This is a genomic window from Pseudomonas sp. WC1 (assembly GCF_050586565.1).
Classification (GTDB): Bacteria; Pseudomonadota; Gammaproteobacteria; order Pseudomonadales; family Pseudomonadaceae; genus Aquipseudomonas.
Genome location: NZ_JBOBDQ010000022.1, coordinates 15,897 through 37,800 on the forward strand (window position 1 = coordinate 15,897; position 21,904 = coordinate 37,800).

21 protein-coding genes are annotated in these 21,904 nt (G+C 65.2%); 5 read left to right on the forward strand and 16 right to left on the reverse strand.

Going from position 1 to position 21,904, the window contains the following annotated elements; translation table 11 throughout:
- Both ACQ4OD_RS12380 and ACQ4OD_RS12385 read right to left on the reverse strand, forming a co-directional pair.
- Complete coding sequence (locus tag ACQ4OD_RS12380; protein ID WP_139669775.1) at window positions 1-441, reverse strand: MAPEG family protein; 441 nt, start codon at window positions 439-441, stop codon at window positions 1-3.
- A complete protein-coding gene (locus tag ACQ4OD_RS12385) occupies window positions 438-752 on the reverse strand; it encodes a DUF2834 domain-containing protein (protein ID WP_198755291.1) in 315 nt (104 codons plus the stop codon). The genes ACQ4OD_RS12380 and ACQ4OD_RS12385 overlap by 4 nt, the downstream gene beginning before the upstream one ends.
- Window positions 753-876: 124 nt before the next feature.
- Here ACQ4OD_RS12385 and ACQ4OD_RS12390 point away from each other — a divergent pair, with 124 nt between their 5' ends.
- Complete coding sequence (locus ACQ4OD_RS12390) at window positions 877-1,698, forward strand: helix-turn-helix domain-containing protein (RefSeq protein WP_430944372.1); 822 nt, start codon at window positions 877-879, stop codon at window positions 1,696-1,698.
- Window positions 1,699-1,782: 84 nt separating this feature from the next.
- Here ACQ4OD_RS12390 and ACQ4OD_RS12395 read toward each other — a convergent pair whose 3' ends face one another.
- The gene (locus ACQ4OD_RS12395) at window positions 1,783-2,232 is read right to left on the reverse strand and encodes a hypothetical protein (protein ID WP_430944373.1); all 450 of its coding nucleotides are present in this window, start codon (window positions 2,230-2,232) and stop codon (window positions 1,783-1,785) included.
- 99 nt (window positions 2,233-2,331) lie between these two features.
- A complete protein-coding gene (locus ACQ4OD_RS12400) occupies window positions 2,332-3,684 on the reverse strand; it encodes a spinster family MFS transporter (RefSeq protein ID WP_430944374.1) in 1,353 nt (450 codons plus the stop codon).
- Window positions 3,685-3,990: 306 nt separating this feature from the next.
- Here ACQ4OD_RS12400 and ACQ4OD_RS12405 point away from each other — a divergent pair, with 306 nt between their 5' ends.
- Window positions 3,991-4,716 carry a hypothetical protein gene (locus tag ACQ4OD_RS12405; protein ID WP_139669767.1) on the forward strand — a complete coding sequence of 242 codons (726 nt, stop codon included), beginning with the start codon at window positions 3,991-3,993 and terminating at the stop codon, window positions 4,714-4,716.
- Window positions 4,717-4,760: 44 nt separating this feature from the next.
- On the opposite strand, the gene ACQ4OD_RS12410 is transcribed toward ACQ4OD_RS12405, so the two are convergent.
- The 3 genes from ACQ4OD_RS12410 to ACQ4OD_RS12420 form a co-directional block, all read right to left on the reverse strand.
- Window positions 4,761-5,984 (reverse strand): amidohydrolase family protein, encoded by a 1,224-nt coding sequence (locus tag ACQ4OD_RS12410; protein WP_198755287.1) that lies wholly within the window; start codon window positions 5,982-5,984, stop codon window positions 4,761-4,763.
- An 86-nt stretch (window positions 5,985-6,070) separates the two neighbouring features.
- Window positions 6,071-6,541, reverse strand: coding sequence for a cyanase (gene cynS / locus ACQ4OD_RS12415; protein WP_038706489.1), 471 nt, complete (start codon window positions 6,539-6,541; stop codon window positions 6,071-6,073).
- A gap of 28 nt (window positions 6,542-6,569) precedes the next feature.
- Window positions 6,570-7,229: a carbonic anhydrase gene (locus tag ACQ4OD_RS12420; RefSeq protein ID WP_046854796.1), complete on the reverse strand. Its 660-nt coding sequence runs from the start codon at window positions 7,227-7,229 to the stop codon at window positions 6,570-6,572.
- 112 nt (window positions 7,230-7,341) lie between these two features.
- Between ACQ4OD_RS12420 and cynR the strand changes: the two genes are divergently transcribed.
- A complete protein-coding gene (gene cynR, locus ACQ4OD_RS12425; RefSeq protein ID WP_139669763.1) occupies window positions 7,342-8,259 on the forward strand; it encodes a transcriptional regulator CynR in 918 nt (305 codons plus the stop codon).
- Here cynR and ACQ4OD_RS12430 read toward each other — a convergent pair.
- Window positions 8,247-8,585 (reverse strand): hypothetical protein, encoded by a 339-nt coding sequence (locus ACQ4OD_RS12430; protein ID WP_198755284.1) that lies wholly within the window; start codon window positions 8,583-8,585, stop codon window positions 8,247-8,249. The genes cynR and ACQ4OD_RS12430 overlap by 13 nt on opposite strands.
- Before the next feature lie 92 nt (window positions 8,586-8,677).
- Window positions 8,678-9,592: a LysR family transcriptional regulator gene (locus tag ACQ4OD_RS12435; protein ID WP_198755283.1), complete on the reverse strand. Its 915-nt coding sequence runs from the start codon at window positions 9,590-9,592 to the stop codon at window positions 8,678-8,680.
- Between the two features lie 142 nt (window positions 9,593-9,734).
- On the opposite strand from ACQ4OD_RS12435, the gene lysA reads away from it, so the two are divergent.
- Together lysA and ACQ4OD_RS12445 are read left to right on the forward strand one after the other, a co-directional pair.
- Entirely contained in the window at window positions 9,735-10,964 is a 1,230-nt protein-coding gene (lysA, locus tag ACQ4OD_RS12440) for a diaminopimelate decarboxylase (protein WP_430944375.1), read from the forward strand.
- Window positions 10,965-11,084: 120 nt separating this feature from the next.
- Entirely contained in the window at window positions 11,085-12,770 is a 1,686-nt protein-coding gene (locus ACQ4OD_RS12445; RefSeq protein ID WP_430944376.1) for a sensor domain-containing diguanylate cyclase, read from the forward strand.
- Window positions 12,771-12,788: 18 nt separating this feature from the next.
- Here ACQ4OD_RS12445 and ACQ4OD_RS12450 read toward each other — a convergent pair whose 3' ends face one another.
- From ACQ4OD_RS12450 to ACQ4OD_RS12480, 7 genes are all read right to left on the reverse strand, one after another.
- Window positions 12,789-13,487: a response regulator gene (locus ACQ4OD_RS12450; protein WP_110703485.1), complete on the reverse strand. Its 699-nt coding sequence runs from the start codon at window positions 13,485-13,487 to the stop codon at window positions 12,789-12,791.
- Window positions 13,484-16,138 carry a sensor histidine kinase gene (locus ACQ4OD_RS12455; protein WP_198755280.1) on the reverse strand — a complete coding sequence of 885 codons (2,655 nt, stop codon included), beginning with the start codon at window positions 16,136-16,138 and terminating at the stop codon, window positions 13,484-13,486. The genes ACQ4OD_RS12450 and ACQ4OD_RS12455 overlap by 4 nt, the downstream gene beginning before the upstream one ends.
- Window positions 16,139-16,256: 118 nt before the next feature.
- Window positions 16,257-16,820, reverse strand: a complete 564-nt coding sequence (gene kdpC, locus ACQ4OD_RS12460) for a potassium-transporting ATPase subunit KdpC (RefSeq protein WP_102683718.1) — start codon at window positions 16,818-16,820, stop codon at window positions 16,257-16,259.
- A 12-nt stretch (window positions 16,821-16,832) separates the two neighbouring features.
- On the reverse strand, window positions 16,833-18,887 hold the full coding sequence (kdpB, locus tag ACQ4OD_RS12465) for a potassium-transporting ATPase subunit KdpB (protein ID WP_214500378.1): 2,055 nt from the start codon (window positions 18,885-18,887) through the stop codon (window positions 16,833-16,835).
- Window positions 18,888-18,897: 10 nt separating this feature from the next.
- The gene (gene kdpA, locus ACQ4OD_RS12470) at window positions 18,898-20,592 is read right to left on the reverse strand and encodes a potassium-transporting ATPase subunit KdpA (RefSeq protein WP_258701440.1); all 1,695 of its coding nucleotides are present in this window, start codon (window positions 20,590-20,592) and stop codon (window positions 18,898-18,900) included.
- A 9-nt stretch (window positions 20,593-20,601) separates the two neighbouring features.
- Window positions 20,602-20,691 (reverse strand): K(+)-transporting ATPase subunit F, encoded by a 90-nt coding sequence (gene kdpF / locus ACQ4OD_RS12475; RefSeq protein WP_011534724.1) that lies wholly within the window; start codon window positions 20,689-20,691, stop codon window positions 20,602-20,604.
- A 148-nt stretch (window positions 20,692-20,839) separates the two neighbouring features.
- Complete coding sequence (locus ACQ4OD_RS12480) at window positions 20,840-21,892, reverse strand: AI-2E family transporter (RefSeq protein ID WP_110704424.1); 1,053 nt, start codon at window positions 21,890-21,892, stop codon at window positions 20,840-20,842.
- Window positions 21,893-21,904 lie beyond the last annotated feature (12 nt).

The window sequence follows — 21,904 nt, forward strand, 5'->3', positions numbered from 1 at the left end:
TCAATGTAAAGCCACGGCTGAGTACACTGGTATGACGAGCAACGTGGCCAACCCGATCAGGCACAGTACGCCCACGCCATAGCTCAGCGTCCGCCAGGGCTGGAGCCGCGCCAGGTAGGTCACCGTATGCAGCACCCGCGCCACGGTGAACATGCCACTGAGCCAAGCGGTGCTGGCTGCAGGCGCGTCGAGCGCAACCGCAAGCCCGGCCAAGGCTATGAACATCGGAATATTCTCCAGGTCATTGCGCCAAGCCTGCGCGGCGCGCGTGACTTGCGGTAGTTCAGAGGGAGAAGCCGAGCGTCTGAACACTGCCGCATCCTCGCTGTTGGTGAAGGCCAGGAAACGCAGACGGAAGTAACCCTGGTAGCAGGAAATCGCCAGCATCTTGATGAACAGCACCACCACGCAACAGGCATAGACCGACAGGGCGACGTTCATTGCCCGTACCTCGGCATGCCACCCTTGACCACGATGTACAGCAGCGGCCCCATGCAGACGAACACCAGCGTCAGCAGCACATAGGGCATGACGCCAAGCAGCGAACCGCCGCGCTTGCGGTGGTCGCTGACCATCCAGACGCAGCCCAGCCCGGCCATCATGTACAGGTCGATAACCACCTGCGCGGTGTCCGGCCGGGACATCAGCTCCAGGCCAAAGGCAATCAGTGATTGCTCCGCAATCACCATGGTCCAACCGGTGTAAAGGGCAAACAACAGCAACAGCGGCAGCGCGATCCATTCAGCTCTCATGGTCGAATTCCATACCTGTCGATCTGGCGGGCGAAGTTGGCCTCACGGTAGTGATACAGTCGCCTGCGCAGCAATGACCTCACAGGTCATGAACGCTTCAGCCAAGGACAGCCAGAGTCGCAGCATGAGCCCTCTTCCCTTCCACACCCCGCACCCGCCCACCGCCACCGACGCGGGCGCGCATCTGCGCCGCCTGCGGCGCCAGGCCGGCCTCAGCCAGCTCAACCTGGCGTTGCTCGCCGGTGTTTCGCAACGCCACCTGAGCTGCGTGGAAACCGGCCGCGCCAAGGCCAGCCCCGGCACCCTGCATGCCCTGCTCAGCGCGCTGCAGGTGCCGCTTGAGCACTGCAACGAAGTGTTCCTCGCGGCGGGCTATGCACCGCGCTACATGGCCTCTGCAGCGGACGCCCCGGCCATGAAGATGGTGCACGACGCCGTGGAGCACATCCTGCAGGCCAACAACCCCGCCCCGGCCATCGTCATCGCCAGCAACTGGGACATCACGGCGGCCAATGCCAGTGCCGGACTGTTGTTCGCAATGGCCGGCGTACTGGCCAGCAGCACCTCGGGGCTCAACCTGCTGGACACACTGCTGCGCCCGGGCGGGCTGGGGGATCATCTGATCAATGCAGACGAGATACGGGCGATTGCCTGGCAGCGGGCGGCCAGGGAGGCGGTGAGCAATCCTGACCTGGCCAGACTGCTGCAAGACTTGCCCGTGCCACCCGCGTTGGCGGCGGATACGCCTGTGTCTGCGCTGGTGCTGACCCGGGTGCGCACTGCCGAGGGTGAGCTGCGCTTCCTGTCCACCTTCACCACCTTCGGCATGCCGCAGGACATCACGGTGGCGTCGCTGCGTATCGAGCACCTGGTGCCCGCCGACAGCGAAACATGGCAAGCCATGACGGCGGCGTATCAACGGGTGATCCGCAACGCCGAGATTTGAGTAATATTCGCGGCGCCAGGTCTCGATGACCTCAGTGCCAACCTTCTCGACTACAAGCAATTACTGATAACCCAAGCGATCCGCTTAATCACTCGCGCTGCCCATCAGTATCCAGCGCTGCCCCTGGGCTTGAATGTCGAAGGCAAAATCCCACCACACGGGATATGCCGGGTGCCCCTCGACAAGCCAGAACCTGCGGATAATGTCGGCCCGGTCAAGATGAACCTGGCCGAGCAGCACCTCTGCCAACCTGAGCACTTCCGAACGCTTGGCAGGTAGCTCCAACGGCCCGTAGCCGCCGTCCCCTGAGTGCAGCAGGGACTCGATGACTTCGCCGCGAGCGGCGCTTGCACAGGTCGATGAATCACCACCAACGGTACAACCTTTGCCCACCGAATGACGCAACTGCGCTTCGAGTGACCTGTCCAGGGGAAAGGGACCGTAACTGTTCAACCAGAGCGTATAGTTTCCCCCCTCCAACAAATGCTCCAGTCTAAGTATTTCGTCTGTCCGGGTATCCACCACAACGCGCATTGACTGCTGCTCCCCTGCTCTTGCGCAAAGAAGGGTAGTCTGCGAGAAAGCCAGCGGACATGCCAGCAAGTGCTAGCGTCCAGGCCGGTAAGCACGGACTCAAGCCTGTGCCGCCTGCCCCGCCACCGCCCCACCCTCCAGCACCATGCCCTCGCGCATCCGCTGCGCATCCCGGCTGAAACACCTTGAAGCCGCCAGCAGGAACAACATGGTCAACATCAGCGCCACGGGGATCAAGTACATCGCATCATGCAGCCCCTGTGCCTTGAACGCCTCGCTCATCAGACCCTCACCCGCCGCCGTCATGGCCGCCACGGCGAAGTGGTCCGACAGCCCGCCGACCACCACCGGCCCTAGCCCGCCGCCCAGCAGGTACAGCCCGGCGAAGAACAGGGCCATGGCCGTGGCCCGCAAGCGCGGTTGCACCACGTCCTGGATGGCGGTGTACACGCAGGTGTAGAAGTTGTACGAGAACAGCCAGCCAATACCAAAGACCGCCACGAACACCCCCAGCTCGATGCGCCCGGCATGCAGCGCCCAGGCGGTGCACAGGCTGGCTACCAGCATGCTCAACGCGGCAAACACCAGGCGGCCATTGGCGAAGCGCTGGTGCACCTTGTCGGCCACCCAGCCGCCGAGGGTCAGGCCCACCAGGCCGCTGAGGCCGACGATCAGCCCGGTGGCCACTGCGGCGTCGTGCAGCGTTAGCGCAAAGTAACGCTGCAGCATCGGCACCATGAATGAGTTGCAGGCATAGGTGGCGAAATTGAAGGTCAGCCCCGCCAACACCAGCCAGGCGAAGGTGGGCACGCTGAGCACCCGGCGCAGCGGGCGGTCGAGCGGGGTCTGGGCGATTGCCACAGTCTCCGCCGCACCGCGCGCGGGTTCGCGGATCATGAAGATGAACAGCGCCAGCAGCACGCCAGGCACGGCGGCAATGAAGAACGGTGCGCGCCAGGTAGCGAAGGCCTCGACCATCGCGCCGATGCTGAAGAACGCCAGCAACAGGCCCAACGGCAGGCCAAGCATGAAGATGCCCATCGCCCTTGCCCGCCGCCCGGCGGGAAACAGGTCGCCGATCAGCGAGTTGGCGGCGGGCGCATAGCTCGCCTCGCCGATGCCCACGCCCATGCGCACCAGCAGGAAGCTCCAGAAACTGCCGACCATGCCGTTTACCGCCGTCAGCCCGCTCCACGCCAGCAGGCCCCAGCCCATGAGCTTGCTGCGCGAGCCGGTGTCGGCGATACGTGCCAGCGGCAGGCCGGCGATGGCGTAGACCAGGGTGAAGGCGGTGCCGATGATGCCGATCTGGAAGTCGCTCAGGTGCCACTCCAGGCGGATCGGCTCGATGACGATGGCGGGGATGGTGCGGTCGAAGAAGTTGAACAGGTTGGCCAGGAACAGCAGGAACAGGATGCGCCAGGCGTTGGACGCTTGGGGGGCGGTGGGCATGGTCGGGGTCCCTCGTTATTGTTGTTCGGGGTTCCAGCACGCCCTGCGCAAACTAGAGGGAGAGAACGCGGCGCGTCTGCCAACATCGATCGCGTTGATACCGGGCGATAGCCAAACCCTTAGTGAGACATTCCCTTGCGAAAGCGGCGGCTTCGCTGCGGATCGAGCACCTGCTACCCACCGACAGCGACACGTGGCGGATCATGAGCACGACCTATGAACACGGGTTGGCAGAACATCCGTCATGGTCGACTGGCGGATCATGCGCCACTAGAATGCCACCCCATCTCGACAGGACGTTGCCCCATGACTTTCGATGTGCATCACTACGCCAAGACCTACTACGGCAACATCCAGCCGGCGCCAGGCAATCTTTACCCAAGGCTCAAGGCCTGGGAGTTCCTGTACGAGTACATCTGGGACGATTCCCGTACCCACTGGTCCGACCTGACATCCAAGACGCAGCTAGAGACGACCGCGCTGCACATCGGTTTCTACCTGGCGAACTGGGGGATGTTCCGAGGTTCCTCGGGGCTCCTGCAGAACAGCAATCTGGACCTGATGAAGGCCTTGGCCAAACTGCTCTTCGAAGGTCAGGGTGCCGAGTTGCTTGAGCTCTCGCTGGAGGACTTCGGACCTGACAACAGCAACCGGGCCCGCCATCAGAAATTGCTGGATTCCGTGCTGGGCTCCATGGAGTCCCTGGCGACCAACGTCTCCTGGACGAATACCCTCAAGACCAAGATCCTGATGGGCGTCTGGGGTGAGTGCCCAGCGCTCGATCGTTTCTATATTGCTGCATGCCGCGATCTGTTCCCCCGCCGCTCCTCAATCACCAATGCCAGTGGCAAAGGCCTGGCGGCATTGGCGGAACTGGTCGAGGAACTCGCCGTCCCTGCCCTGCCCCTGCGCACCGGACGCCTTGGGCTGCAATACCCCACCGCGCGGATCATGGACATGGCGATGTTTCAATACGGGATCGAACTGGAGCAGGGCTTCAACGATCAAGCTGCCGTGGCGGCTCAGGGCTGACAACACGCTGCAACCCCACCTGACGCAGTTACCGTAACAACCGCTCAGAACACCACCGAGCGGCGATGCTCGGCCGTCGCCACCACCCTCCCACGCTTGAGCACCATCAGCCGCGCAGGCAGGTCGAGGATCACGTCGCTGACACGGTGGGTATCCATCAGCACCAGGTCAGCGTCGTTGCCCACCGCCAGGCCATGGTTCTGCAACCCCAGGGCCTTGGCAGGGTTGCTGGTGAGCATCGGCAGCACCGTGGCCTGGTCGTCCGCCCCGCCCAGGTGGCAGGCGGGAATGGCCAGTTGCGCGATGTGCAGCAGGTCGCCGGTACCGTAGGGGGTGAAGGCATTGCGGATGTTGTTGGTGGCCAGGCACACGTTCACCCCGCCATCGCGCAACGCCCGCACCGGCGTCAAGGTGCGGCGCACATTGTGGCTGTCGCCGCGGGCGCCCAGGTGCAGGTCGGTGGCAGGCAGGCACATCACGCTGATGCCGGCTTCGCGCAGCAGCGCTATGATGCGCGCCTGGCGCGCTGGCTCCACGGCCGCCAGGCTGGTCAGGTGGCCGACACTGACGCGCCCTTGGTAGCCCGCGGCGAGGGTCCGGCGGGCGACGTACTCGATGGTCATGTGCTCGGCGTCGTCGGCGAAGTCCTGGTGCAGGTCGATGTCCTTGCCGTAGCGCTGGGCCAGGTCGAAGACGAAATCGATGTGCTCCAGGGGCGATACGTCGTTGTAGGGAATGCCGCCGACCACATCGGCGCCCCTCTCCATGGCCTCGACCATCATCTCTTTCATGCCGGGCAGTTTCAGGATGCCTTCCTGGGGAAACGCCACCACCTGGATATCGATAACATCACGCAAGGTTTCGCGCAGCTCCAGGACCACGTCCAGGCCGGTAAAACCCTGGGCCGGATCGAACTCGGCGTGGGCGCGCACATGGGTGGTGCCGGCCTGCACCAGGGCGCGCAACACCTGCACAGAACGCTCGCGAATATCGTCGCGGGTCAGGGTGGGCTTGAGAGCGGCGGTGACGGCGATCGCTTCCTTCAAGGTGCCGGAGCGGTTGGCCTTGCGCTGCATGACGTTGGCTTTTTCCAGGTGCAGGTGGGCTTCGACGAAGCCGGGGACCAGGACATTGCCGTTGCCCTGGATTTCCTGGTTTGCCGTTGCCGTGATCGTCTGGGCGATATCAGTGATCTTGCCATTGCGCACGGCCACATCCATCAAGGGTTTTGCGTCGTCGATGCGGACATTTCTGAAGATCAGGTCCATGCCGTCACTCCTGATAGGGGATCATTAGCGAGCGTGGAAATGGCCCGGCCGTCTTGCTGCGGTCGGGCCATTCCACTAAGGGCGAATCAGAACGGCTTGGTCGGCAGATACTTGCCATCCAGGGTGATCACCGCGCGGGAGCCACCTTCGGGGTCGTCAACCTTCTTCACGTCGAGCTTGAAGTTGATGGCGCTGATGATGCCGTCGCCGAACTTCTCGTGGACCAGTGCCTTGAGGGTGGTGCCGTACACCTGCAGCATCTCGTAGAAGCGGTAGATGGTCGGGTCGGTCGGCACGCCGCCTTGGATGCTGCCGCGCAGTGGCACGGTCTGCAGCAGGGCAATGCCATCGGCGTCCAGGCCGAGCTTGTCACCCACCACCTGGGCAGCGCTGGCCGGCAGCGGGTGCTGGCCCAGCAGCGCGGCAGTGACGAAGGCTTCGGACAGCCCGGTGCCGTCGGTGATCTGGGCGAACGACAGGTCCTTGCGGGCCTTGGCCAGGAGGATGACTTCGCTCAGGGCAAGGCGGGCGTTCTGGCTGATTTGCGACTGGATCATGGTGTATCTCCTTGGGTTTGAAAGAGGTTCAGGCAACGTGCCTGGAGGGGTGGGAAACGGCGTTGACGTCAGGGTTCTGCGCCAGGGCCACGAACTGGCCGGTGCGCCCATCGAAGGCATCGATGCGGCCGCTTTCGATGTCGTAGATCCAGCCATGCAGGCGCACGCGGCCCTCTTCCAGGGCCAGGCGCACCGAGGGGTGGGTCTGGATGTTGGCCAGCTGGGCGATCACGTTCTCGCGCACCATGGCCTCGACCTTGGCTTGCGGGCTGTGATGCTGGCGCGCCTCGTTGACCACCCGGGCGGAGTCGGCATAGCGCAGCCAGCCGGCCACGGCAGGCATGTGGTCCAGGCACTTGCAGGTGGCGATGGCGGTCATGGCGCCGCAGTCGGAGTGGCCGCAGATGACGATGTCGGCCACTTGCAGGGCGGCGACGGCATATTCGACCGAGGCCGATACGCCGCCGGGCTCAGGGCCGTAGGAAGGCACGATGTTGCCGGCGTTGCGGATGACGAACAGGTCGCCCGGCTCGCGCTGGGTGACCAGCTCGGGCACCAGGCGGCTGTCGGAGCAGGAGATGAACAGCGCCCGGGGGCTTTGCTGGGTGGCCAGGTCCTTGAACAGCTTGACCCGCTCGGGGAAGGCGTCGCGCTGGAACTTCAGAAAACCGTCGATGATGTCTTTCATGGCTGCTTGCCTCAATGTCGCGGTGTGTTGAGGCAAAGGTTACGCAGCGCATTACATAAGGTAAAAGTCTCATTTATGATGAAGCGCATCAGATTATCTTATGGAAACAGTCATGCTTGCCCGGCACCTCCAGTACTTTCTCGCAGTGGCGCAACACCACAGTTTCACCCGCGCCGCAGCGGCGCTGCATGTCTCCCAGCCGGCGCTGTCACAACAGGTCAGGCAACTGGAGGAAAGCCTTGGCGCGCAGTTGTTCGACCGTTCCGGGCGCAGCACGCGGCTGACCGATGCCGGGGATGTCTACCTGCGCTATGCCAAGCGGGCGGAACAGGAACTGCTGGAGGCCAGGCGCGCCATCCATGACGTGGGCGACCTGAGCCGAGGATCGCTGCGGGTGGCGGTAACGCCGACCTTCACCAGCTACCTGATCGGCCCGCTGGTCGAGGCCTTCCATGCGCGTTACCCCAACATCACCCTGAACCTGCGCGAAATCGCCCAAGAGCGCATGGAGGAGCTGTTGCAGGCCGATGAGCTGGATGTCGGCATCGCCTTCGATGAGGTCCACAGCCAGGACATCGACAGCCGCCCGCTGCTGGTGGAAACCCTGGCGCTGGTGGTCGGTCGCGCACATCCGCTGGCCACTGCCCGCAGCATTGGCCCGCAGGCGCTCAACGACGAGTCGCTGATATTGCTCAGCGCCGAGTTCGCCACGCGCGAGCAGATCGAGCGCTATTTCCGCCAGCACGGTATACGCCCACGGGTGCGGATGGAGGCCAACGCCATTGGCGCGGTGATCGAAGTGGTACGCCGCACGACACTGTCGACCTTGCTGCCCGCCAACCTCGCCCTGGCCCATGATGACCTGACCGCCATTGCCCTGGACCCTCTGCGCCTGCAGCGCACCGCAGTCTTGATGCAGCGCAGGGGCGCCTATCAGAGCGCGGCAGCGCGGGCTTTCATCGAAGTGGCAACGTCAGTGGCGGCACGCCTGGAAATCGGCGACAGCGCAGCCGGTATTCAGCTCAGCTGAGCGATCAACACCGCATTGGTGTAGATCAGGCTGCCATCGCTGGCCCGATGCCCGACCAGGTGGAACTGGCCACGCTCGTCGTCGCTCAGGTAGACGCGCAGGCGGCAGTCCGACAACGGGCCGTAGCCCTCGGGCAACACCAGGTTCAGGCTCTCCATGTCGACATCCACCATCGCCTCGGGCTCGTGGCTCTGTTGCAGGCGCTCCTCGGCCTGCTCCAACTTGCGGTGGTTCACACCCTGGATGTCGAAGTGGATATCGCCCACCGGGGTGGACCTGCGATCACCCTCAGCTTTGAACCAGCCTTCGATCGTCAGCGTACTCATGGCGATTCCTCATGCTGTGGAGCATTTTCGATCACTGCTGATGGGGTTGACCCTGGCGTGGCTGAGAACGTTCCAATCGGTCGCCCGACCGCTCAGGCGCCTTGCGCCAAGGCCGCCTCCATTGCCCTGGCCTGCACCCGCAGCGCCTGGCAGAACGGCTCCAGCACCACTGACGCCGGCCGCAGCTCTGGCCGGATCAGCATCACCTGGTACGGCACCGACAGGCTCAGGCGGCGGATCGCCAGCCCAGCCTGCCCCGCTTCCAGCCCGCTCAGCGGGTTGATGATCGCCACCCCCAGCCCCTGGCGGACCATGGCGCACACCGAGGCGGCGCTGGTGGTCTCGATGATCGTGCGCCGGTTCACGCCGGCCTCGCGGAAATGCCGGTCGAGTTGCTGGCGGTAGCTGTCCAAGCTGGCAAGGTTGATGAAATCGACCTCATGGAAGTCCTGCAACTGGAGTACCGGCTTGGCCAGCAAGGGGTGCTGCGCGGGCAGCACACAGACCATGTCGGCGTTGAACAACAGCTCGCCGACCGCACCCCGCGGCACTTGCGCGGTCTCGGTCAGGCCGAGGTCGTGCTGCTGGGCGACCAGCGACTCCTCCAACAACGGCGACTCCTGGGCGGTGATGCTCAGGCTGACCCCAGGATGATGCTGGTGAAACGCCTTGCAGGCCTTCGGCAGCAGGGTTTGCGAGAACAACGGCAGGCAGGTGACGGCCAGCCGGCCCTGCTCGAAATTGCGGATGGCCTGGGCGAAGCGGTCGATGCGCTCGAGGCCGACGAAGGCACGCTCGACTTCCTCGATCAGCAACAAGGCCTGGGCACTGGGCACCAGGCGCCCGCCTTCGCGCTCGAACAAACTCAGGCCGGTGACCTGCTCCATGCGCGCCAGCTCGCGGCTGACCGTGGGCTGTGAGGTGAACAGCAGGCGCGCGGCGCCAGTGACACTGCCGGCGGCCATGATGGCGCGGAAAACTTCGATATGACGAATGGAAAGTCGCATGGCTGCAACAAGACCTGTGCGTAACCAGAAATCTGGAGGGGTTGCTACATATCAGATATGAATTGCCTTCAGAACAATAGCTATTTTTCTGAATTACCAAAACTGCCTCACCATCGGCGTATCCAAAACAAGGAACGCCACCATGACCACCACCCTCCTGGCCGATGCCGTCCGCCAGCACGGCTCGCCGCTGTGGGCCTACGACGCCCAGACCATCCATCAGCGCATCGACCAGCTCAAGCAGCACTTCGACACCGTGCGCTTCGCGCAGAAGGCCAACCCCAACCTGCACGTGCTGCGCCTGATCCGCGAACGCGGCCTGGTGCTCGACGCGGTGTCCCTGGGGGAAATGGAACGCGCCTTCGCCGCTGGCGCATCGGTGGGCGGCGAGCCGGCTGGCGTGGTGCTGACTTGCGACGTGCTGGACCAGCCGACCCTGGCGCGGGTGGTGGAGACCGGTATCGAGGTCAACGCCGGCTCCATCGACATGCTCCGCCAGCTCGGCGAGCGCTCCCCCGGCCACCGGGTGTGGCTGCGCATCAACCCCGGCTTCGGTCATGGCCACAGCCGCAAGACCAACACCGGCGGCGAGAACAGCAAGCACGGCATCTGGCATGAGCAATTGCCCGAGGCGCTGGCCTGCGTGAAGCAGCACGGCCTGCACCTGGTGGGCGTGCACATGCACATCGGCTCGGGGGTGGACTACGCACATCTGGAACAGGTGGCCGGAGCCATGGTCGGGCTGATCGGCCGCCTGGGCATGGATATCGAGGCCTTCTCCATCGGTGGCGGCCTGTCCACCCCCTACCGCGACGGCGACCAACCGGTGGACCTGCAGCGCTACGCCCACACCTGGGCGGTGGCCCGCTCGGAAATCGAGGCGATGCTCGGCCACTCCGTGCGCATGGAGATCGAGCCGGGGCGCTTCCTGGTGGCCGAGTCCGGCTACCTGGTGGCCGAGGTGCGCGCAGTCAAGCAGATGGGCGAGCGCCACTACATCTTGGTCGACGCCGGTTTCAACGACCTGATGCGCCCAGCCATGTACGGCGCCTACCACCGCATGAGCCTGTTCGATGCCGTGGGCCGACCAGTGAGCCGCCCGCTGCAACCGACCGTGGTGGCGGGGCCGCTGTGCGAGTCGGGAGATGTGTTCACCCAGGACGACGAAGAGCTGACCCCCCAGGACCTGCCCCAGGCCAAGGTCGGTGACCTGCTGGTGATTCACGATGCGGGGGCGTATGGCGCGTCCATGTCGTCGAACTACAACAGCCGGCCATTGTTGCCTGAGTTCCTGCTCGATCAGGGTGGATTGCGCATGATTCGCCGCAGGCAGACGGTAGAGGAATTGTTGCAGCTCGAGCGAATGGACTAGCCGGCAAGGGCAAGCGATTGTTCGCGGCGGGTCGCCGAAAGGCGATGCGCCGTCGAATAAATGTCAAAATGGTGGCTCAAAAACAGATGTGAGATACTCAGCCCGAACTATCGCGTTTTGATGCAGAAGGCCACACAGGATACGCCACAAGGCGCAAGGAGCGCGTTTGCAACCCCACGGCGACGCTACTTCACCAAATCGCATGCCTTCAGCATCCGGATGCGCCACATGCCCACACGGCCACGCCCCAAACTCACCCTGCGCACGCTGCTGCTGGCATTCGCGCTGATCTGTGCCATCGCAACCCTGGCCAATACGTTCGTGGTGATGTTCACCACCCAGAAAGCCGAGCTGGTGGAGAACGCCCTCCAGACCAACGAAGCCTATGCTGCCCGAATCGCTACCAGTGTGGAGGGGGTATTGAGCTCCGAGCTCGATCGCCTGGGTTTTGCATCCACCGTCATCGGTCGCACCTTCACAGACCCATCTGCCCTGCACGATGAGGCGCACCGCCTCCTGAGCCAGGACCACAGCTTCAACTCGGTACTGATAGCCAACGCCGAAGGAAAAATCATTGCTTCGGCCCCCAGCAGCCTGCAACTGGACGGCCAGGTGCTGCAACGTCGCTCGCCGCTGACGAGGCGAGAGCCGATGATCAGCGACGCATTCAAGTCCCTTGCCGGCAACCTGGTCGTGTTCGTTTCCCATCCCATTTTCAGCCGCAATGGTGAATACCTTGGGCTTGTGGGCGGGAGCATCCGCCTGGAGCAGAAAAACACGTTGCAGACGCTCATGGACCTGAACATCCGCGAAGATGGCGCGCATGTCTATTTGGTCGATAGCCATCGGCAAGTGCTGTACCACCCCGACCCGGAGCGCATCGGTACGATCCTGGCAACCGACCCTATCGTCGAGGCGGCGCTCCAGCACAGTCACGGCTCGATGCGAGCGATAAACAGCAGTGGCAACGAGATGCTCGCCGGGTTCGCCAGTATCCCCAGCAGCCGTTGGAGCGTGATTTCACAGCGGCCGCTGTCGAACATTGAGGCAACGCTGGAGGCGACGACGATCAAAGTTGCCAAAGGCATCGTCCCACTCGGTGTGTTCGGCCTGCTGTTGATCTGGTGGCTGGGCGTGAAAATTTCCGTCCCGCTCTCTCGTCTGGCGGAGAGCGCCAAGCGTCTGGATGCACCTGAAAGCTACGAGCGCATCCTCGCGGTACCTGCGGATTATTTTGAAAGCTGGCAGATCCGCCGCGCTCTGCTGCTGGGGGCCAACCTTCTGCAAGAAAAGATCGGGCGGCTCAATCAACAGGCACACAGTGACCCGTTGACCGGACTGGCGAATCGCCGGGCGATGGAAGAAACCTTGGTGTTGTGGCAGCAAACACTGAAAACCTTCGCTGCGATCGCAGTGGACATCGACCATTTCAAACGGGTCAACGATACCTACGGCCATGCCGTCGGCGATGAAGCCCTGCGCACCGTGGCCCAGTTGATGAGGCAGGCCTCGCGCCCAGACGATTTGGTCTGCAGGGTGGGCGGCGAGGAATTCCTGCTGCTGCTGCCCAACGGTTCAATTGCTACTGGCGCGGAGGTTGCCGAGCGGCTTCGAACCGTGATCGAAGCCGCGGAACTCGATACCGTCGGGCATATCACGATATCGCTGGGGGTTGCCCTGTGGAGAGCCGGCGAATCGATGTCGGACACGCTGGAAAGATCGGACCGGTTGCTCTATCAAGCCAAGGCGCAGGGGCGCAATCGGGTAGTAACGGAAAAAGAACTATCGGCAGTTGCCCAATCATGATCCCATCGCCCGGCCTGTTCACGGGTCGGACGGCGCCACCAGCCGGTATCCCACGCCCGCCTCGGTGACGATGAACCGCGGCGCGGTGGGGTCGTCGCCCAGTTTCTGGCGCAGGTGCCCCACCACGATGCGCAGGTAGTGGGTGTCGTCGACATGGGTCGGCCCCCAGATGTCCTTGAGCAATTGCTGCTGGGTGATCACCCGTCCGGGGTGCCCGGCCAACTGCGCCAGCAGCGCGTACTCCTTGCGCGTCAAGGCTATCTCTATGCCATCCAGGGTAACCTTGCGAAAGGCGAAGTCCACCACCAGCGGCCCGAAACTCGCCGCCGAGGCGAGGTTGCCCACCTGGGGCGCCTGGCGCAGCAATGCCCGCACCCGGGCGAGGAATTCCTGGATACCGAACGGCTTGGTCACGTAGTCGTTGGCCCCGCCGTCGAGGGCATCGACCTTCTGCACTTCGCTGGCACGCACCGACAGCACCATCACCGGCACCGTGCTCCATTCACGCAGCTCGCGCAGCACCTGCTGGCCGTCCATGTCCGGCAGACCGAGGTCGAGTACCACCAGGTCGGGCTTGTTCAAGGCGGCCTGGGCCAGGCCGTCGCTGCCGGTGCCGGCCTCGATCACCTTGTAGCCCTGGGACGCCAGGCTGATGCGCAGGAACTTGCGGATTTGCGGCTCGTCGTCGATCACCAGCAGGGTGGCGGCTTGGCTCATGGGGCTTCACTTTCAGTATCGGGTTGGGTCGGCAGCGGCAAGCATAGAGTGATGCGGGTGCCGTGACCATCGATGCCGTCGTCGACCAGGATCCGCCCACCATGGGCACCGATCATGCCCTGGCAGATCGCCAGGCCCAGGCCGGTGCCCTGCCCGCCCCGATCGCCGCGGGCGGCGGTGTAGAACATGTCGAAGATCTTCTCGCGTTCATCCTGGGGGATGCCGGGGCCTTCATCGGCCACGGCGAAGCACAGTTGCTCATCGCGCACCGAGACCTGAAGTTCCAGGCGGCCTTGCGTTGGAGAGAAACGCGCGGCGTTTTCCAGCACGTTGATCAGCGCCTGCTCGATCAACGCCGCGTGCACGAACAGCAGCGGCAGTTCCGGCGGGACTTCGGTGTGCACGCGCAGGGGGGCCAGTACCACGCGCAGGCGGTTGAGGGCGCTGCCGACGATATCGGCCGGGGCAACCCAGTCGCGGGCCAGCTTGAGCGTGCCATGGCCCAGGCGGGTCATGTCCAGCAGGTTCTGGATGTAGCGGTCCAGACGCTCGGCTTCGTTTCGGGTGCCTTCGAGCAGTTCGCGGCGGTCATCCGGGGGGATGGCGTCGCCCAGCGCCAGCAGGCTGTCGATACTGCCGCGCATCGACGTCAGCGGAGTGCGCAGGTCGTGGGACACCGAGGCGAGCAAGGCGCTGCGCAGTTGCTCTGTTTCGCCGTGCAGGCGGGCGGCTTCCAGTTGCTCGCCCAGGCGGGCACGGGCCAGGGCCTGGGCCAGGGGTTGCGCCAGGGCCATCAACAGCCGACGGCGCTGGTCGCTCAAGGGCTCGCCGTCGCGTGGGCGTATGCCGAGCAGTGCCAGGGGCTGTTCCTCCACGGCCAGCGGCCACCACCACCAGCGGCCGTGGGGCAATGTGTCACTGCCGAAGCCCGCGGCCTGGCCATGTTGCCAGGCCCATTCGGCGGCGGCGCGTTCATTGTCGGTGAAGGCGGGAGCGCCACCGCTGGCCACCTGCAACAGGCCCTCGGCGCTGCGTTCGAGCAGACACACCTGCACGCCCTGCCAGCCATCCATATGCTGGCCGGCAGCGCTGAACACCGCTTGGCGGTCGGTGGCAACGGTCAGGCGGCGCGACAGGTCGAGCAGCTGGTTGGTCTGCGCCTGGGTTTCGCGCAAGGCCTGCAGTTGGCGACGCTGGCGAGCGGCGAGGTTGCCGGTGAGCGCGGCCATCAGCAGGAAGAACACCAGGGTCAGCACGTCCTCTTCGCGCTGGATGGCGAAGGAGAAGTTCGGCGGGATGAACAGGAAGTCGTAGGTGAGGAACGACAGCGCCGCGCACGCCAGGGCCGGCCCCAGGCTGCTGCGCACTGCCACCAGCAGCACGGCGGCGAGGAACACCAGGGAGATGTTGGGCAGCGCCAGCACGCTCGAAACCGCCCAGGACAAGCCCGCCGCCAGCGCGGTGGCGAGTAGCGCGAGCAGGTAGTGGCGCCACACCCATACGCGCTTTACCGCCGTACGCGCCGCTGGCGGCTGGGCGTCGCGGTCGAGCACGTTGATCTCCAGGCCGTGGCTCTCACGCAGCAGGCGGGCCGCCACACCGGCGCCGAACAGGCGCCGACGCAACAGATCACGGGACTGGCCCACCAGCACCAGGCTGGCGCGGCGCTCGGCGGCGTGCTGGATCAACGTGCGCGCCACTTCGCCGGCGCGCAGCAGCACCACTTCGCCGCCGAGGCGCTCGGCCAGTTGCTGGGCAGCCTGCAAGCGATGGCGGGCCGTCTCGTCACGCAGGCGGCCGTTGTCGACGTGGACCACGCTCCATGGCAGATGGCGACGCTGGGCGACGCGACAGGCATGGCGCACCAGGCGTTCGGCCTGCTCGTCGCCATCGATGCCCACCAGCAGCCGGCCGCGCAGGGCCGGGGCTTCCTGACCGCGCTGGCGATAGCCGCTGGCCAGGTCCGCGTCCACCTGGGCGGCGGCGGTCTGCATGGCCAGTTCGCGCAGGGCGGTGAGGTTGGTCTGGGAGAAATAGGCCTCGATGGCCGCCCGTGCCTGTTCGGGTACGTAAACCTTGCCCTCGCGCAAGCGCTCGAGCAGTTCACGCGGCGGCAGGTCGATCAGCACCAGTTCGAAGGCTTCCTGCAACACCCAGTCGGGCAGCGTCTCGCGCACCTGCACGCCGGTGATGTCGCGGACCTTGTCGTTGAGGCTTTCCAGGTGCTGGACGTTGACCGTGGTGTATACGTCGATGCCGGCGGCGAGCAGATCCTGCACGTCTTGCCAGCGTTTGGCGTGGCGGCTACCAGGGGCGTTGGTGTGGGCCAGTTCGTCGACCAGCACCAGCGGCGGCGTGGCCTTGAGCAGGCCGTCGAGATCCATTTCCTCGAGCATCACGCCACGGTACTCGCTGCGCAGCAGGGGTTGCTGGGTCAGGCCGCCGAGCAAGGCCTCGGTCTCGGCCCGGCCGTGGGTCTCGACCACCCCGGCCACCACGCGCACGCCCTGGCGTTGCTGGGCGTGGGCGGCCTGCAGCATGGAGAAAGTCTTGCCGACCCCGGGCGCGGCGCCGAGAAATACCTTGAGCCTGCCCCGGCCTTCCCGGGGCAGGCCCGCCAACAGCGCGTCGGCGCGGGCGGAGTCACTCATGTTTCATCCTTTGGTTGTTCAAGGATCAGCTGTTCGCCGGCAAGCCGGCTCCTACAGACACATGCCAGGACGGCACAAATCCCGTAGGAGCCGGCTTGCCGGCGAACAAATCCCACCGTCAGCGCGCGGCTAGCGGCGCCAACCGCTCAAGCGCCTGGTTCAATGCCAACACATTCACCACCGGTGGCCCGATCAGTGGACGCAGGGTGGCGTCATTCACCAGCACTTGCAAGCGCTCCTCAGAGACCTGCCGCGCCGCCGCCACGCGCGGCAGCTGGTAGGCGATCGCCTCGGGCGGCAGGTGCGGGTCCAGCCCGCTGCCCGAGGTGGTCAGCAGCGCCTGGGGCACCGGCCCCTGCTGCGCCTGGTACTGCGCAGCGGCATCGGTCTTGACCCGCTCGACCAGCGCCGGGTTGCTCGGCGCCAGGTTGCTGGCGCCGCTGGCCACGGTGGCATAGGCCCCCGCCGAAGGCCGCGACTGGAACCAAGCGTCACCCTTGAATTCCTGGGCGATCAACGCCGAACCGCGCACCTCGCCCCGATCATCGCGCAACAGGCTACCGTTGGCCTGCTCAGGGAAGGCGACCTGGGCGATGCCGGTCACCGCCAGGGGATACAGCGCGCCGGTGACCACGGTCATCAGCAGGATCAGGCTCAGGGCCGGGCGTACATAAGCGGTCATGTCAGTCTCTCCTCAGACCAGGTGCAACGCAGTGAGCAGCATGTCAATCAGCTTGATCCCGGCGAACGGCACGACAATGCCGCCCAGGCCGTAGATCAGCAGGTTGCGCCGCAGCAAATGGGCGGCGCTGGCGGCCTGCACCCGCACCCCGCGCAGCGCCAGGGGGATCAGCACGATGATGATCAGCGCGTTGAACACAATGGCCGAGAGGATCGCGCTTTGCGGGCTGGCCAGGTGCATCAGGTTGAGCACGCCCAACTGTGGGTAGATGGCGGCGAACAGCGCCGGCAGGATGGCGAAGTACTTAGCCACGTCGTTGGCAATGGAGAAGGTGGTCAGCGCGCCACGGGTGACCAGCAGCTCCTTGCCCACCTGTACCACGTCCAGCAGCTTGGTCGGGTCGCTGTCCAGGTCGACCATGTTGGCCGCCTCGCGGGCCGCCTGGGTGCCATCGTTCATGGCCATGCCCACGTCGGCCTGGGCCAGGGCTGGGGCGTCGTTGGCACCGTCACCGCACATGGCCACCAGGCGGCCGTCGTTCTGCTCCTGGCGGATGCGCGCCAGCTTCTTCTCCGGGGTGGCTTCGGCGAGCACGTCGTCCACACCCGCCTCGGCAGCAATGGCGGCGGCGGTCAGCGGGTTGTCGCCGGTGACCATCACGGTGCGGATACCGAGCTTGCGCAGTTCGGCGAAACGCTCGCGGATACCGGGCTTGACCACGTCCTTGAGGTGGATTACGCCGAGCAGGTGCTTGTCGACGCACACCAGCAGCGGGGTGCCGCCGCTCTGGGCGATGCGCTCCACTTCACGGGCCAGCGCGGTGGGCAGCTCCAGGCGTTGCAGGCCGCAGAAGGCCAGTACCGCGTCGACGGCGCCCTTGCGGTAGCGGCGCTGCTGGAAGTCGATACCCGACAGGCGCGTCTCGGCGCTGAAGGCGATGGCTTCGTACTGGTTGCTCGCCGGTTCCGCGAAGTCGTGCAACTGGCGCAGGTACTCGACGATCGACTTGCCTTCGGCAGTGTCATCGGCCAGCGAGGCGAGCAAGGCGCCCTCCCCCAGCTCCTTGGCGGTCACGCCGGAGGCTGCGTGCAGTGCGCTGCAGCGACGGTTGCCGAAGGTGATGGTGCCGGTCTTGTCGAGCATCAGCGTGTGCACGTCGCCTGCCGCTTCAACGGCGCGGCCGGAGCGGGCGATCACGTTCAGACGTACCAGGCGATCCATGCCGGCAATGCCGATGGCCGACAACAAGCCGCCGATGGTGGTGGGGATCAGCGTCACCAGCAGCGCGGCGAGGAAGATCAGCGGCAGCTCGCCGCCGGCGAAGCGGGCGAACGGCTGCAGGGTCACCACCACGATCAGGAAGATCAGGGTCAGGCCGATCAATAGGATGTCGAGGGCGATCTCGTTGGGGGTCTTCTGCCGCTTGGCGCCTTCGACCAGGGCGATCATGCGGTCCAGGGTCGATTCACCGGGGTTGCTGGTGATGCGGATCAGCAGCCAGTCGGAGACCAGCCGGGTGTTGCCGGTAACGGCCGAACGATCGCCGCCGGACTCGCGGATCACCGGCGCGGACTCGCCGGTGATGGCCGCCTCGTTGACCGCGGCGATACCCTCGAGCACCTCGCCGTCGCCGGGGATCAGCTCACCGGCCACCACGCGCACCACGTCGTCCTTGCGCAACTGGGTGGCGGCGACGGTCTCGAACGTACCGTCACTCTTGCGGCGCTTGGCGGCCAGGCCCTGGCTGCCGGCCTTGAGGCTGTCGGCGCGGGCCTTGCCACGGCCTTCGGCAAGGGCTTCGGCGAAGTTGGCGAACAGCACGGTGAACCATAGCCATACGGTGATCTGCACGGCCACTGAAGTGCTCACGCCACTTTCAGGGGCGAAGCAAAGCACGGTGGTCAGCATGGCAGTGAGGGCCACCACCAGCATCACCGGGGCGCGTTTGAGCTGACGCGGGTCGAGCTTGACGAAGGCCTGCACCAGCGCCGGGCGCCACAGGGCGGCGAAACGGGTCTGGTCCTTGGCGCTATGACGCGCCTTCACTTCGGGAATGGGCATGTTCATGGTGTGTTCCTCAGAAACCCAGGCTCAGGTGTTCGGCAATCGGCCCCAGGGCCAGGGTCGGCAGGAAGGTCAGGCCACCCACCAGCAGGATGGTCACCAGCAGCAGCGTGGTGAACAGCGGGCCGTGGGTGGGGAAGCTGTTCAGGCCTTGCGGCGCGCTCTTCTTGGCGGCCAGGCTGCCGGCCAGGGCCAGCACCGGCAGGATGTAGCCGAAGCGGCCAATCAACATGGCCAGGCCAATCATCACGTTGTGGAACGGCGTGTTGGCGCCGAAGCCGGCGAAGGCCGAGCCATTGTTGGCGGTACCGGAGGTATAGGCGTACAACAGTTGGCTGAAGCCATGGGCCCCGGGGTTGGTCACCGCGCCGGCAGGCCCGGGCAGGCTGGCGGCGATGGCGCCGAGTACCAGCACGCCCACCGGCATCACCAGCAGGGTCGCCACCAACAGCTGTACTTCACGGGCCTGCAGCTTCTTGCCCAGGTACTCCGGCGTGCGGCCGATCATCAGGCCCGCCAGGAACACGGCGATCAGCACGAACAGCAGCATGCCGTAGAGGCCGGCGCCGACGCCGCCGAAGATCACCTCGCCAAGCATCATGTTGACCATCGCCACCATGCCGGTCAGCGGGTTGAGGCTGTCGTGCATGGCGTTGACCGAACCGTTGGAGGCCGAGGTGGTGGTCACCGTCCACAGTACGGAGCCGGTAGTGCCGAAACGGCTCTCCTTGCCTTCGAGTGGCGCGCTCTGCTGCACCTGGGCGCTTTCCAGGGCCGGGTTGGGCTGGTGCTCCGACCACAGCGCGGTGCTGCCGCCGATCAGGAACAGCGCGAGCATGCAGGCGATGATCGCGCGGCTCTGGCGCAGGTCCTTCACGTAGTGGCCAAAGGTGAATACCAGAGCCACCGGGATCAGGATGATCGAAGCCACTTCGAACAGGTTGCTCCAGGCCGTGGGGTTCTCGAACGGGTGAGCCGAGTTGACGCCGAAGAAACCACCGCCGTTGGTGCCCAACTGCTTGATGGCGATCTGGCTGGCGGCTGGGCCCAGCGGGATGGTCTGGTCAACGCCTTGCAGGGTCACGGCGTGGACGTAGTCGGCGAAGGTTTGCGGCACGCCCTGCCACACCAGCAGCAGCGCCAGCACCAGGCAAAGCGGCAGCAGGCCGTAGAGGGTGGCGCGGGTCAGGTCGACCCAGAAGTTGCCCAGGGTGCTGGCCGAACGGCGGGCGATGCCCCGGCACAGGGCAACCAGCACGGCAAGGCCCGTGGCGGCGCTGACGAAGTTCTGCACGGTAAGGCCGATCATCTGGCTCAGGTAGCTGACCGAGGCTTCACCGCTGTAGGCCTGCCAGTTGGTGTTGGTCATGAAGCTGACCGCGGTGTTGAACGCCAGGGACCATTCCTGGCCCGGCAAGTGCTGCGGGTTGAGCGGCAGGCTGCCCTGCAGTTGCAGGACGCCGAACACCATCGAAAAACCGGCCAGGTTGAAGGCCAGCAGGGCCAGGGTGTACTGCTTCCAGCTCTGCTCCTGGTCGGCGCGCACGCCGGCCACACGGTAACAGCCCCGCTCCACCGGGCCCAGGAGCGGCGACAGCCAGGTACGCTGGCCCTCCATGACCTTGAAGTAGAAGCGCCCAAGCCAGGGTGCCGGCAGCAGCACGATGGCGAAGAACGCCAGCAGCAGCAGGTAATCGTAACTGTGCATGGTCGCCCCTTAGCCGCGATCGGCGCGCAGCAGCGCCACCAGCAGGTAAACCGCCAACGCCACCGCCAGAAGCAGTGACAGCCCGTCGAGCATGTACATGTGCAATCTCCCCTAGTTGCGGCGTGAAGGCCGCTTTGGGGAAATTGTCCGAGGGAGGGGCGTAAAGGGGCGAGATGGGGGGGCGGGTCAGGACATAAAGAAAGCGTAAAGATCGCTGATGTATCGCGGGGCAAGCCCGCGATGGAGATCAACGCTGCGGCGTGTGCTGCGCGGTATTGCGGCTCCAGTCCAGCAGCAGGCTGTACCCCACTGCCAGCAAGGTCGGCCCGATGAACAGCCCGATGAAGCCGAACGCGATCAGGCCACCGAACACCCCGAGCAGCACGATGACCAGCGGCAGGTTACCGCCGCGGCTGATCAGGTATGGCTTGAGCACGTTGTCCACGCCACTGATGATGAAGGTGCCCCAGATGCCCAGGAACACCGCCATGCCGTAGTCGCCCTTCCAGACCAGCCAGGCGGTGGCCGGTATCCATGCCAGTGGTGGGCCCATGGGAATCAGGCTGAGCATGAAAGTCACCAGGCCCAGCACAATGGCTCCCGGCACGCCGGCGATCAGGAAGCCGATCAGCGCCAGCAGGGCCTGAGCCGCCGCAGTACCGATCACACCATTGACCACCCGCTGCACGGTGCCGGCGACCAGGTCGACGTAGTACTCGGCGCGCTCGCCCACCAGCCGTTGCAGCAGGCGGTGCACGAACGCCGCCAGGCGTGGCCCGTCGCGGTAGAAGAAGAACACGAACACCAGGCTCAGGGTCAGCTCGAGCACCCCACCGCCGATCTGCGCGCTGCGGGCCAGCAACCAGTTGCCGACCTGCCCAAGGTACGGCTTGGCCGAGGCCAGCAAGGCCGCCCCTTGCTGGTCGAAGGACTCCCACCAACCAACCAGGCGCTCGCCCACGAATGGGATACCGGCCACCCAGGCGGGCGCGTCCGGCAGGCCATCGACCTGCACATCGCGAATGAACGCGGTGGCATCACGCACATGGTCGGCCAGGTTGAAACCCAGCCACACCAGCGGCATGGCCACCAGCAGGATCCACACCGTGGTCAGCAGACTCGCGGCAAGGGTTTCCCGGCCGCCCAGCACGCGGGTCAACAGGCGCATCAGCGGCCAGCTGGCGAAGGCCAGGATGGCGCCCCACAGCAGCGCCGAGATGAACGGCGCCATCACCCACAGCGCGGCGCCCAGCAAGGTGAGCAGCAGGATCTGGATCAACAGGCGGTCATTGTTGGCCATGGTGGCCCTCAC